Raw genomic sequence first — 13109 nt, forward strand, 5'->3', positions numbered from 1 at the left:
GCCGGGTCGTCTGCTTATGCGAAGTGCTTCGGAAGCGTGGCTTCGTGTGCTTCCTTCAGTTCCGACAGCGGGAGGGTGAAGTGGCCCTGGACATCGAGGGCCTGGTTCTCCACGTCGACCACACCGATTCGGGTGCGCGGGAAGTTCCTTGCAGTGCACATGTCGTTGAACCGCACCTCCTCCGAACGCGGGACGGAGACGACGGCGCGTGCCTGTGATTCAGAGAACAGCGCAGTGAACGGATCGATACCGTCACGCTCGCAGAGCTCGTCGATTGCGATGCGGGCACCGACTCCAAAGCGCAGAGCAGCTTCGGCGAGAGCCGCGGCAAGGCCGCCCTCGGAGAGGTCGTGCGCGGCGTCGATCATTCCGTCACGTGAGGAGTTGATGAGGATCGCCGCAAGGGTCTTCTCCGCCTGCAGATCCAGCGCCGGGGGCTGCCCGCCGAGGTGTCCGCGCAGGTTGGCCCACTCGGATCCGTCAAGCTCATCCCGGGTGGTTCCGAGCAGGTAGATGGCCTGTCCGTCCTCCCGCCAGCCCGACGGCGTGCGGCGTGCGACGTCGTCGAACACTCCCAACACACCCACAACCGGCGTCGGGTGGATGGCCACTCCGCCGGTCTGGTTGTACAGCGATACATTGCCGCCCGTGACCGGAACGCCGAGCTCCTGGCAGGCGTCGGCAAGGCCGCGTACGGACTCCGCGAACTGCCACATGACCTCGGGATCCTCGGGAGAACCAAAGTTGAGGCAGTCGGTGACGGCCATCGGCTGTGCACCCGAGGTAGCGACGTTTCGGTACGCCTCGGCCAGAGCCAGGCGGGCGCCGTCGTACGGGTTGAGGTAGGAGTAGCGTCCGTTCGCGTCCGTCGAGAGCGCGATCCCAAGGCCCGTTTCCTCGTCAACGCGCACCACTCCGGCGTCATCCGGCATGGCGAGGGCAGTGTTGCCCTGGACGTAGCGGTCGTACTGGTTGGTGATCCAGTCTTTCGAGCACATGTTCGGTGAAGCCATGAGCTCCAGCACCGCCGACCTGAGTTTCTCACCGTCAGCCGGGCGGTCCCCCGCGAAGGAGTCAGCCTGCACACTGTCCAGCCACTCGGGGCGGTGGTACGGGCGCTCGTAGACCGGACCGTCATGGGCGACCGTGCGGGGGTCGACGTCAACGATCTTCTCGCCGTCCCACTCGATGATCAGGCGGCCGGTGTCCGTGACCTCACCCAGCCAGGAGTACTCGACGTTCCACTTGTCCATGATGGCCTCGAACGCCGCGACGTTCTCCGGCGTAACCACGGCCATCATGCGTTCCTGCGATTCCGACATCAGGATCTCGCCCGGAGTCAGCGACGGATCGCGCAGGAGGACGTCAGTGAGCTCGACGTGCATGCCGCCGTCGCCGTTCGAGGCAAGTTCGGAGGTTGCACAGGAGATGCCGGCTGCGCCGAGGTCCTGGATGCCTTCCACAACGGAGGCCTTGAACAGTTCGAGGCAGCACTCGATGAGCACCTTCTCGGCGAAGGGGTCGCCGACCTGGACGGCTGGGCGCTTGGAGGGTTTGGCGTCGTCGAAGGATTCCGAGGCCAGTACCGAGGCGCCGCCGATGCCGTCGCCGCCGGTCCGAGCACCAAAGAGCACGACCCTGTTGCCGACGCCGGACGCGTTGGCCAGCCGGATGTCCTCGTGGCGCAGGACGCCGACAGCCAGCGCATTGACCAGCGGGTTGCCCTGGTACACCGAGTCAAACACCACTTCACCGCCGATGTTCGGCAGCCCGAGGGAGTTCCCGTATCCGCCGATGCCGGACACGATGCCGTGAACCAGACGAGGGGTGTCGGGGTGGTCGATCGCACCGAAGCGCAGCGGGTCCATGACCGCGACCGGACGCGCACCCATTGAGATGATGTCGCGCACAATACCGCCGACGCCGGTCGCGGCGCCCTGGTACGGCTCAACGAAGGACGGGTGGTTATGGGACTCGACCTTGAAGGTCACCGCCCAGCCGTCACCGATGTCAACGACGCCGGCATTCTCGCCGATTCCCACGAGGAGGTGTTCCTTCATGGCGTCGGTGACCTTGTCGCCGAACTGGCGCAGGTGCACCTTGGAGGACTTGTAAGAGCAGTGCTCGCTCCACATGACCGAGTACATGGCGAGTTCGGCAGCGGTTGGCCGGCGTCCGAGGATTTCGACGACGCGCTCGTACTCGTTTTCCTTCAGGCCCAGTTCGGCCCAGGGGAGGAGCTGCTCAGGAGTCTGCTCGGCGTGCGCGACCGTGTCGATATTGAACTTCTTGGAGGTTGTCTCTGTAGTCACTTATTAACCAGTTTCTGCAGTACCGAGGTGAAAATGCCGAGTCCGTCCACGCCGCCGCGGACCTCGACCTCGCCGAATGCTGAGGAGTCAGGGCCGAAACCCGCCTCGACGGCGTGTTCCGGGTGGGGCATGAGGCCCACGACGTTGCCGTGCTCGTTGGTGATGCCTGCGATGTCCCGGCGGGATCCGTTCGGGTTGCCGCCCACGTAGCGGAAGACCACTCGGCCCTCACCCTCGAGCTCGTCGAGGGTGCGCTCGTCGGCAACAAACTGGCCGTCCTGGTTCTTCAGCGGCACCACAATTTCGCTGCCCTGTTCATACACGGAGGTCCAGAAAGTCGAAGTGTTCTCGACCTTCAGCCGCTGGTCCTTGCACAGGAAGTGGAGGTGGTTGTTCTTCACCATGGAGCCCGGAAGCAGGTGCGCTTCGGTGAGGACCTGGAAGCCGTTGCAGATACCGAGCACGGGCAGCGAGCCGCCGGAAGCGGCTGCCGTGATCTGCTCCATCAACGGTGCGAAGCGGGAGATGGCGCCGGCACGCAGGTAGTCACCGTAGGAGAAGCCGCCCGGGATGATGATGGCGTCGACGTCCTTGAGATCGTGGTCACCATGCCAGAGCTGGACGCCGGTGCCGCCTGCGAGGCGGACAGCACGCAGGGCATCGCGGTCATCGAGCGAACCGGGGAAGGTGACGACGCCGACACGGACGCCGGACAGGCTCGCATCCACGGTCTCAGCCGCGGAGTGGCCGATCAGGGGAGTTTCGACAGTCACTGTGCGTCCTCGATGACCTCGACCCGGGTCACGTCCTCGATCACGGGGTTTGAGAGCAGCGTGGCAGCTGCGCTGCGGGCGTGGTCCAGCACTTCCTCGGTTACATCACCCTCGACGGTCAGCTCGAACCGCTTGCCCTGGCGCACCTCAGCGAATCCGGTGAACCCGAGACGGGGGAGGGCGCCGGCGATAGCCTTGCCCTGCGGATCGAGGATTTCAGGTTTGGGCATGACGTCAACAACGATCCGGGGCATCCGGCAACTCCTGTGAAGTATAAACACGGCGAAAATGCGGTTAAATGCGGTTGCCCGACGGGTGCCGTCTCACGCTCGGATGTTGTGTGTGTTCAAGGATGATCCTGAAGCGAGATCCAGCGCTCCGCGAGCTTGCTGTTCCATTCTACCGGCCGAATACAGCGGCCTGTGACCCGGGCCCTGCAGGAGGGCGTCAGCTCGCGCCGGCCGGGCCCAGAATGGATTCCAAAGCGTTCCACCGTGCAATCTCACAGCCGTCGGTGGCGGAGAAGGACGCGTAGACGCGGTGCCCATCGACGGTGCCCTTGACTGTGGCTGTTTGGGGGCCGCCGTACTGCTGGGTGCACATCCGGTTGGGGTCCGGCTGGGCATTGAAAAAGGAGGCGCCGAGACGTTTGACGGCCTCGCAGGCGGCCTCGGGTTGAGGCACGGTCGTATTTTCGCCGATGCCGTCCGGAGTGCATTCAAGGAAGTACTCGGTGGGCTGCGTTTCGGGACTCAGCTTTATGCTGATGGTCAGCATCGCGGTCCCGACTGCCGCCGGGTCGGACGGGAGGCTGGGCGTCGGCTTCGGCGACTCCGGTGACATGCTGCTCTCCGAGGCGGTTGGCGATGGGGACGGTTCGGCGGAATCGGTAATGGGTGAACTGGGAGGGGCGGCGGTCAGTTCGGTGCTGGGATCACCTGTTGCCCCGCATCCGCCCAGCGACACGGCGAGAATGATGCCGGTAAGAATGGAGGCGCTCCTGACTGCAACGCCATGTGCGAATCCCATGGGGAACCTCCTTGTCGCCCTCGATGTTTCTCTCTGCACGGTTCCGACCTGAATCAGCGCTCGGAACCGAGCTGCAGTTGTTTGATGTACTCATGCAACTCTGCACGCTTTAGCTGGGATTCAGCCGAGAACGCGCGCTGAGCCCGCACATAGTCTGCCCTGCCGGCCGGTGTCTCGATGGCGATCGGCGGATAGCCCCACTCGGCGAGATCGTACGGAGAAGCCTGCATGTCCATGATGCGGATCTGCCAGGCGAGTTCAAAGCAATCCATCACCACCTCGCTGGGAAGAGCGGGCGTGAGCTTGTACGCCCATTTGTAGAGGTCCATGTTCGCGTGCAGACACCCCGGTTGCTCAAGGTCCCGTTGTGCCGCGCGGGTGGGCTGAAGTTCATTCAGCGGAGCCGCCTGCGGTGCGTAGAAACGGAAAGCGTCAAAGTGGGTGCACCGGATGCGGTTCGCTTCCACCGCCTCGTCGGTCCCGCCGGCACCCAGCCGGAGGCCCAGGTATTCGTGGCGGATCGAGTTCTCCTCCGACTTGTACGCCATCGCCCATTCATGCAGACCAAAGCAGCCGAACTGCGCCGGGCGGGCGGCCGTGCCGGAAAGGATGATTCCGGCGAAATCCACTGCCTCGCGCCGCGCACTCAGGAAAGCGGCGAGATCGAGGGTGACGGCGGCGTCGTCGTCGTTCAGTCCCAACTGCTGCCGCTCTTCGGCGGTCAGCGCGCGGTAGAACTTCCAGTCAACACGCTCGACGGCGCCGGGACCGGTCAGTACGGAATGCGCACCCGGGTGCCACTTCAGCAGCTGTGCGGGCTTCTGGGTGTAGTAGGTGAACAGGAAGTCCTCGACCGGGTGCTTGCGCTGCTGGGCGCGGCGACGGAGGTAGGGCTCGGTGTAGGCGCGCACCCGCTCGGCATGGGCGAGGGCTCGGGGCTCCCACACTTCCGGAGCGAGGACTGTTACAGGCACCGTCCCATTATCCCTGATGGCCTCAGGCAACGGTCTTGTACCATTTCGGGCCTGCGAAGTGAATGAACGAGCGTTCTGAAAACGATTTGTTGCCCGAAAGCTCTGTTTACCGGCAGGTTCTCCTCAGGACCGACCCAGGGCCACCCTACTCGGGGGTAGCCTATGGAAAGTTCGGTCGTGATTCAGGGCACAGACCCCACACCGGCTGCTTTCTGTCCGGCCGAGGACGGCCGCTTTTTCAATGAAAGGTAACCTCGCGTGAAAGATCCCCACAACAGGAATTCGCGGGCAGGTGGGCTGCGCAGAGCTACAGCTCTCATGCTTGGCCTCCCGCTGATCCTTGGTTCAATGACAGCGGTTCCCGCCGCTGCTGCCCCGGCTGGTTCTACTGCTACCCAGCAGATCCAGCCGGTTGAGAAAGTGGACCCCCAGGACTATCCCGACGGCCGCTACATCGTAGTGCTCAATGAAGAGCCTGCGGCGACGTACGACGGCGGCGTGCCCGGGATTGCGGCCACCAAGCCGGAGAAGGGCGAAAAGCTCAGCGAAAAGAAGGACTTCCAGAAGTACAAGAGTCACCTGGAGCGGAAGCAGCAGGCCGTAGCGGCCGAGGAAGGTGTGGAGATCAACCGCGCCTACACCGCTGCACTCAACGGCTTCAGCGCCAAGCTCACTTCGGACCAGGCGGTTGAACTCGCCAAGGATCCGAACGTCCGCCTGGTTGCTCCGGACGTCGAAAACGCACCGGATGACTACTCAAGCCTGGACATCCTCAACCTCCGCGGCGGGGACGGCGCGTGGAACTCCCAGTTCGGCGGCGAAAAGAACGCGGGAGCGGGAACCGTCGTCGGCGTCATCGACACCGGTTACACACCGAGCAACCCCTTCTTCCAGGGCGACAAGGTCGTCAAGCTGAAGAAGGGCCAAGAGCCGAAGGTCGGCCAGCCATACCGGGCCAAGGACGGCATAGCGATGCTGAAGTCCGACGGCACGACGTTCGTCGGTGAGTGCCAGGTCGGCGTCCGCTTCTCCGGCACAGAGTGCAATTCGAAGGTGCTGGCGGCCCAGTACTTCGCGGAGGACTTCGAAGAGTTCGTACCGAAGGCGGACCGCGCGCCTGAAGAGGTCCTCTCGCCCGTCGATGTCGATAGCCATGGGACGCACACCGCCAGCACGGCTGCGGGCAACAGCAACGTTACCCAGACGGTTGACGGGCGCGACTTCGGCAAGTCTTCCGGTGTAGCCCCGGCCGCCAAGCTGTCGATTTACAAGGTGTGCTGGGCCGACACCGACCCCAATACCGGCGGTTGCTACTCCTCGGCTTCGATCGCTGCCATCAACCAGGCGGTTCTCGACGGCGTGGACGTGCTGAACTATTCGATCTCGGGCAGCGCAACGACCACCACAGACCCCGTCTCGCTCGCCTTCCTGGGTGCGGCATCCGCGGGTGTCTTCGTGGCAGCTTCGGCCGGTAACTCCGGCCCGACTGCCAGCACCGTCAACCATGGAGCTCCCTGGGTGACCACCGTTGCCGCGAGCACCTTCAGCCACGCACTTCAGGGCACCGCTGAATTCTCCGATGGAACGAAATTCCGGGGAGCGAGCATCATGAATGCCGGTGTCCCCGCAAGCCCGGTGGTTCTGAGCGGCAACGCCGCCGCGGCAGGAGCGACCGAAGCTGCCCTGTGCGCACCGAACTCTCTGGACCCGGCGGCGGTAACGGGCAAGATCGTTGTCTGCGACCGCGGCGTGTATGACCGCGTTGCGAAGTCCGCTGAAGTTTCACGCGCCGGCGGTCTGGGCATGATCCTGGTCAACCTCACCGATTCATCGATGGACACCGACAAGCACTCGGTCCCGACCGTGCACGTCAACGCTCCGCAGAGCCTTGCGCTCAAGGAGAAGGTTGCAGCCGACCCGGACATCAAGGTTGCACTGGTGCCCGAAGACACAACCGGTGAGGCACTGCCTCCTGTTCCGCAGATCGCAGGCTTCTCCTCACGCGGCCCGCTGCTCGCCACGGGCTCCGATCTGCTGAAGCCGGACATCGCGGCACCCGGTGTTGCGGTCCTCGCGGGTGTATCTCCGATCGGTACCGGCGGCGATGAATACGGATTCCTCTCCGGGACTTCGATGGCTTCCCCTCATGTCGCCGGGGTCGGCGCACTCATCCTTGCCAAGAACCCCAAGTGGTCGCCTGCTGCGGTCAAGTCCGCCATGATGACCACCGCCGATCCGGTGAAGAACGCGGACGGCGGCGTTGACGGCGACGTCTTCGCAACCGGCGCGGGCCAGGTCGATCCCACGAACGTGCTGAGCCCGGGCCTGATTTACGACGCTGGACGCTACGAATACCTCCAGTTCGTAGAGGGAACCGGCTACGCGGACGTCAACGGACTCGAGGGCATCGACGCCAAGGACATGAATGTGCCGTCCTTCGCGGTAGGCAACCTGACCGGCAAGGTGACCGTCACCCGTACGGTCACCGCGCTCACCCCGGGAATTTACACCGCAACTGCCAACGTGCCCGGTGTGAATGTCACGGTCACCCCCTCGGTGCTGAACTTCACCTCCGCCGGTGAGACCCGCACCTTCGAAGTGACCTTCGAGAACGCTGATGCGCCCCTGGCCGAGTTCGCCAAGGGATCCCTCGTCTGGGAAGGACAGAACAAGGTTGTCGCTTCGCCGATCGCCGTTCGTCCGCAGTCCGTGGTCGCTCCGTCTGAAGTGTCCTTCACCTCTGAAGGGCCGGACGGCAGCGCAACGATCCCCGTGACTTCCGGTACGGACGCTCCGGTCAACCTGACTCTTCAGGGCCTCTCCAAGGCCAGCAGCTCTTCGCTGTCCCTCACCCCGGGTCCGGTAGCGGTCGAGAACAACGCGTCGAACTACATGACCGAAGTGGCCGTTCCAGAGGGGACCCCGTTCGCCAGCATGTCGGTGTTCTCCTCTGATCCCGGCGCTGATTTCGACCTCTTCGTGTTCGACCCGAGTGGCCGCCTCTACCAGGTGGCGACCGCGTCGGCGAGTGAAACGCTGAACCTGCAGGACCCGATCCCGGGCACCTACACAGCGGTCGTCAATCTCTATGCGAGCCCCAATGGTCAGGCGACTGCGGCGACCTTCGACGCCGCGATCCTCGGCGCAGACGAAGGCAACGCCTCCATTGCGCCGAATCCGCTGGAGTTGGCGAACGGTGAGTCCGGAGAAGTCACCCTGAACTGGACTGGCCTGGAGCCGGGCTCCTATGTTGGCCGCGTGACCTACGAGGGATCCACTTCGGTGACGTTCATTTCGGTTGTCGTGAACGGTTCGGGCGAAGCCTCAGCGGCAGTAGTCCCGGAGACCGGTGGCGCTGACAAGCTACCTCCTGCTCCCAGTGAGGGCACCAGTCCAGCAAACGGCAAGTAACAGACGCCAACAGCAGACGCAGAGATCCCCTGCACCAGTATCGGTGCGGGGGATTTTTGCGTGCTGCCGGATCTTTTTCACCCACACAGACTTAAGATGTGGATACTCGAACAGCCGCAGAAAGAAGGCGATACCCATGGCTGAGAGACCCCGGCGCCGCTGGATCAAAAACCCCGCCACCATCTTCCTTGGACCGCCCGAGCGGGACGCCCTGGATGAGCCGGTAGTGCACCGGCATGATGAGTTCGAAGTCGCCTCTGAGGCCGAACTCGCCGAACTCAACATTGAGGTGGATTCAGACGGCCATCACTACGCCGTCCGGAGGCACCCGGACCATCAGACAGCCCGCCGCACGGAGCCTGTCCAGAAGTACAAGGACTACTTCACCAAACCGGTGCTCCACACGGAGGAATAGTGCGTTGAGTTGGCAGGACACACCCCGTTTGGCAGTGCATTCGGGGTGTGTCCTGCCAACTCAACGCTGAGAGAAGTGCGGAGCCTAGCGGCCGGTTCCCGCGTACACGGTCGCTACGGCGTCGCCGTCGAGGTCGAACGCTGCGTGCACAGCGCGCACCGCGGTGTCGAGCAGGTCTGCGCTGGTGACCACGGAAATACGGATTTCCGAGGTGGAGATCATGTCGATGTTCACCCCGGCGTCGGACAGCGCCCGGAAGAACTTGTAGGACACACCTGGGTTCGAGCGCATCCCGGCGCCGATCAGTGACAGCTTGCCGATCTGCTCGTCGTACTCGATGCTCTCGTAACCAACGGTCTGCTGCGCGGCCTTGAGCGCGGCGAGCGCCTCCGCGCCCTCGACGATGGGCAGGGTGAAGGAGATGTCCGTGTGTTCGGAGCCGTGCGTGGAGACGTTCTGCACAATCATGTCGATGTTCGAGTGGGCGCCCGCGACAATGCCGAAGATTTCAGCGGCCTTGCCTGGGATGTCGGGTACGCCGACTACGGTGACCTTCGCTTCTGAACGGTCATGTGCAACACCGGAAATGATGGGCTGTTCCAAGGGTTCTCCCTCTTGAATCTTGATGGTGTCGTCGGGGTTGGGAAGCACCCAGGTCCCCTCGAGCTGGCTGAAGGATGAGCGGACATGCAGGGGAACGCCGAAGCGCCGAGCGTATTCCACGCAGCGAAGGTGGAGGATCTTGGCGCCTGAGGCGGCCATCTCGAGCATTTCTTCGCTGGAAATCGCCGCGAGTTTCTTCGCGGACGAGACAACCCGCGGATCAGCGGTGTACACGCCGTCGACGTCGGTGTAAATCTCACAGACGTCAGCTTTGAGGGCTGCGGCGAGGGCCACGGCGGTTGTGTCGGAACCGCCCCTGCCCAGGGTGGTGATGTCGTTGCTGTCCTGGCTCATTCCCTGGAAACCGGCCACGATCGCGATGTCGCCCTTGTCGATGGAGGCCTTGATCCGATAGGGCGAGACGGCGATGATCCTGGCCTTGCCATGGATAGCGTCGGTGATCATGCCGGCCTGGCTACCGGTGAAAGACTGCGCGTTGGACCCTGCCTCATGGATGGCCATCGCGAGCAGCGCCATGGAAATGCGTTCACCGGCACTGAGGAGCATGTCCATCTCGCGCGGGTTCGAGGAGGTGCTGACCTGCCCGGCGAGATCGAGCAGTTCATCCGTGCTGTCGCCCATAGCGGAAACAACGACGACGACCTGATTGCCGGCAAGCTGCGTCTCCACGACGCGCTTGGCGACACGCTTGATGCCTTCCGCGTCGGCCACGGACGAGCCACCGAACTTCTGAACAATTAATGCCATGCGCCACGCTCGCTGAAACTTGGGAGATGCTCTGTGGCGGCGTCATCGGCGCCCGGAACAAGGTCGATTATTGGGACACTGGAAAACGGACGATCAACGGCCGATAACCGCACACCATGTTAACCGCTGCATATCGGCTCACCCAATCGTGAGTCGAATTATGCCGGGAATCCGGCCTCCTTGCTACTGTCGCCTCATGACCAATGGGTATGGGGGAATCATTGCCAGAGGTATCAGACGAAGTTTCGGGTCTGTTGCTGCTGTCCGCAACATCGACTTCGAGGCGCCGCCGGGGGAAGTGACAGCGCTGATCGGCCCGAATGGGTCCGGCAAGACCACACTGCTGCTGATCCTGGCTTCGCTGCTGGCACCGGATTCAGGCACCCTTTCCGTGGGAGGGTCGGACCCGGCAATCGATGCCGCCGCGGTGCGCCGCAAGGTCGGCTGGATGCCGGACACACTTGGTGTCTGGGAATCCCTCAAGACCCGCGAAATCCTCACCACCGTGGGTGCACTGTACGGACTGACGACGACGGCGGCCTCGCGCCGCGCCGCTGAACTGCTCGCCGAGGTTCGGCTGAGCGACTACGCCGACGCGCCGGCAGGAATACTCTCCCGCGGACAGCAGCAGCGGCTCAGCCTGGCCAGAGCGTTGATCCACAATCCGGAGGTGCTCCTACTGGATGAGCCGGCATCCGGACTGGATCCAGGATCCCGGGTTGAACTCCGCGTCATGCTCCGGAGGCTTGCAGCGGAGGGTAGAACCATTGTGGTGTCCAGCCATGTCCTGTCGGAACTGGACGAGATCGCTGATCGCGCCGTGTTCGTTAACAGGGGTGAATCGGTCAAGAGCCAGACCCTGGATGAAGCGGGTACGCAACTGCGCAGGTACTGCATCCAGGCAGCTCCGATGCGGGCGCTTGCCGACGCGCTCGCGAGCCACGGTGTCGCTTTCGAGGAACGCGGGGATTCCAGGCGGACCGAGTATCAGGTGCTGCTCAGCAGCACGGAGCAGGCGGCGTGGCTTCTGCGTACGCTCATTCTCGCCGACGTCGTCGTCACCGCTTTTGCGCCTGCAGGCGGTGCCCTTGAAGAGACCTACATGAGCTTGGATACGGAGCAGGAATGAGCACGCAGATAGTGGACGAGGGCCGTACCCACGAGCTCGGTTATGTTTCAGGCGTGCGCACCATCTTTGGTCTGGAGATGAAGCAACGGCTGCGGGGCCGCGCCTGGTACATCATGATGGCCGTCTGGTTCCTCGTAGTCGGCCTGGTTTTCCTGCTGGCGGCGCTCACGATGGCGGCCACGGACGGCACCGGTCCGTTCCTGTTCGACCTTGTGGTGGGCTTCGTCCTGTTCTTTGGACTGCTGGTTGCGCCGGGCCTGTCTGCGAACGCGATCAACGGCGACCGGGCCGGTGGCACATTGGCCATCCTCCAGGTCACTCTGCTGACACCCGGGCAGATTCTGTGGGGCAAATGGCTAGCGTCCTGGGTGGCGTCGCTGGCATTCCTTGCGCTGAGCTCCCCGTTCATTCTCTGGGCATTGGCACTGGGAGGAGTCAATCCGCTCGAGGCTATCGTCTCGCTGGTATTGCTGGCGGTTGAACTGGGTCTGGTGTGTGCCCTCGGGGTCGGTATTTCCGCCCTGGCGGGCAGGCCCCTGTTTTCGATTGTCACCACCTACATGGTGGTTGCACTGCTGGGCCTCGGAACGCTGATCGCGTTCGGGCTCAGCATGAGCCTGGTCATGGAGGAAGACGTGCGCGTCACCCAGTCCTTCTACGACTATCCTCCCGAGGCGTTTGCGAACGGGCGGGTACCCACCCAGGATGAGCTCGAGTGCGTGACGAATGAGGTGTTCACGTCGGTCTGGCACACCGAGCGCACAACCTGGCTGCTTGCTGCCAACCCGTTCGTGATTGTTGCGGACGCGGTCCCTTATGACCGGGATGCTGATGCACCCTCCACAGGTCAGTTCGGTGAAAACTACCGCGCGCCCGGAGTGATGGAAAGTATCAGCCAACAGGTCCGCCTTGCACAGGCCGGCCCCGACTACGAGGTCACCTGCGAGGAAGCGCAAATGTTCGGACCGGGTTCGCGTGAAATTGACTCCGAGCCCCTGCCCATCTGGCCGCTGGGCCTTGGCCTGCAGGGCCTCCTGGCGGCTTTGGTGCTGTGGGCCGGCCGACGCAAACTAGTGACTCCGGTTCGCCGTCTGGCGCGGGGCACCCGTATTGCCTGAGCTCCATCCGGCAGCCTTCCTCGTTTCACAAAGGCCAGCGCGAGAGGCTCGACATCCGATGTGACTCTTGACACGGGTGTTTAGATTACCTAAGGTCAACTTTCATTGCATCGGTGACACCTCCGCTGCTTCTGACCTTTCAAAAAGGAATTCATGGACAGCTTCGAGCTCCGCCAACCCTCCGAGCGCGAAGTCTTGGAAGCGGCAGCACGCATCGTGGACGCATTTGCGGCGACGGATACGGATAGGTATTTCTCTGCCTTCGCGCCGGAATCGAGCTTCATCTTCCACACGGAGCAGCATCAGCTTGACAGCCGGGCGGCATACGAGGAGTTGTGGTCGGGTTGGGTCTCGAGCGGGTGGTCCGTTGTTTCCTGCGCTTCAAGCAATCAACAAGTCACCGTTTTCCACGGGGGAGCAGTTTTCAGCCACGAAGTGGCCACTACCGCGCGGACCCGCGACGGTGAGGAGTCATACCGAGAGCGGGAAACCATCGTCTTCCGCTGGGATGACAACGACAGGCTCATCGCAATTCACGAACATCTCTCGCCGTCTCCCGCTTCTGCGGAGTAGTTCC

At 63.2% G+C, this 13109-nt stretch carries 11 protein-coding genes; 5 read left to right on the forward strand and 6 right to left on the reverse strand.

Features of this window, described 5'->3' with window-relative positions; genetic code table 11:
* Window positions 1–14: 14 nt before the first annotated feature.
* The 5 genes from purL to AC4D2M_RS14040 all read right to left on the reverse strand — a co-directional run bounded on the left by purL (window position 15) and on the right by AC4D2M_RS14040 (window position 5088).
* Window positions 15–2312 carry a phosphoribosylformylglycinamidine synthase subunit PurL gene (gene purL / locus AC4D2M_RS14020; protein ID WP_490892508.1) on the reverse strand — a complete coding sequence of 766 codons (2298 nt, stop codon included), beginning with the start codon at window positions 2310–2312 and terminating at the stop codon, window positions 15–17.
* Window positions 2309–3085 (reverse strand): phosphoribosylformylglycinamidine synthase subunit PurQ, encoded by a 777-nt coding sequence (gene purQ, locus AC4D2M_RS14025; protein WP_490892509.1) that lies wholly within the window; start codon window positions 3083–3085, stop codon window positions 2309–2311. The genes purL and purQ overlap by 4 nt, the downstream gene beginning before the upstream one ends.
* Window positions 3082–3339, reverse strand: coding sequence for a phosphoribosylformylglycinamidine synthase subunit PurS (gene purS / locus AC4D2M_RS14030; RefSeq protein WP_490892510.1), 258 nt, complete (start codon window positions 3337–3339; stop codon window positions 3082–3084). The genes purQ and purS overlap by 4 nt, the downstream gene beginning before the upstream one ends.
* 193 nt (window positions 3340–3532) lie before the next feature.
* Complete coding sequence (locus tag AC4D2M_RS14035; RefSeq protein WP_490892511.1) at window positions 3533–4114, reverse strand: SSI family serine proteinase inhibitor; 582 nt, start codon at window positions 4112–4114, stop codon at window positions 3533–3535.
* Window positions 4115–4167: 53 nt separating this feature from the next.
* On the reverse strand, window positions 4168–5088 hold the full coding sequence (locus AC4D2M_RS14040; protein ID WP_490892512.1) for a 3-methyladenine DNA glycosylase: 921 nt from the start codon (window positions 5086–5088) through the stop codon (window positions 4168–4170).
* A gap of 318 nt (window positions 5089–5406) precedes the next feature.
* On the opposite strand from AC4D2M_RS14040, the gene AC4D2M_RS14045 reads away from it, so the two are divergent.
* Together AC4D2M_RS14045 and AC4D2M_RS14050 are read left to right on the forward strand one after the other, a co-directional pair.
* Window positions 5407–8499, forward strand: a complete 3093-nt coding sequence (locus AC4D2M_RS14045; RefSeq protein WP_490892623.1) for a S8 family serine peptidase — start codon at window positions 5407–5409, stop codon at window positions 8497–8499.
* A 136-nt stretch (window positions 8500–8635) separates the two neighbouring features.
* Window positions 8636–8914, forward strand: a complete 279-nt coding sequence (locus tag AC4D2M_RS14050; RefSeq protein ID WP_490892513.1) for a hypothetical protein — start codon at window positions 8636–8638, stop codon at window positions 8912–8914.
* An 84-nt stretch (window positions 8915–8998) separates the two neighbouring features.
* On the opposite strand, the gene AC4D2M_RS14055 is transcribed toward AC4D2M_RS14050, so the two are convergent.
* Window positions 8999–10285: an aspartate kinase gene (locus AC4D2M_RS14055; RefSeq protein WP_490892514.1), complete on the reverse strand. Its 1287-nt coding sequence runs from the start codon at window positions 10283–10285 to the stop codon at window positions 8999–9001.
* A gap of 196 nt (window positions 10286–10481) precedes the next feature.
* Here AC4D2M_RS14055 and AC4D2M_RS14060 point away from each other — a divergent pair, with 196 nt between their 5' ends.
* The 3 genes from AC4D2M_RS14060 (at window position 10482) to AC4D2M_RS14070 (ending at window position 13105) form a co-directional block, all read left to right on the forward strand.
* Window positions 10482–11414 (forward strand): ABC transporter ATP-binding protein, encoded by a 933-nt coding sequence (locus AC4D2M_RS14060; protein ID WP_490892515.1) that lies wholly within the window; start codon window positions 10482–10484, stop codon window positions 11412–11414.
* On the forward strand, window positions 11411–12532 hold the full coding sequence (locus AC4D2M_RS14065) for an ABC transporter permease (RefSeq protein WP_490892516.1): 1122 nt from the start codon (window positions 11411–11413) through the stop codon (window positions 12530–12532). Before AC4D2M_RS14060 ends, AC4D2M_RS14065 begins: the two co-directional genes overlap by 4 nt.
* A gap of 153 nt (window positions 12533–12685) precedes the next feature.
* Window positions 12686–13105 carry a YybH family protein gene (locus AC4D2M_RS14070; protein WP_490892517.1) on the forward strand — a complete coding sequence of 140 codons (420 nt, stop codon included), beginning with the start codon at window positions 12686–12688 and terminating at the stop codon, window positions 13103–13105.
* Window positions 13106–13109 lie beyond the last annotated feature (4 nt).

The organism is Arthrobacter sp. TJ-270, assembly GCF_058269075.1.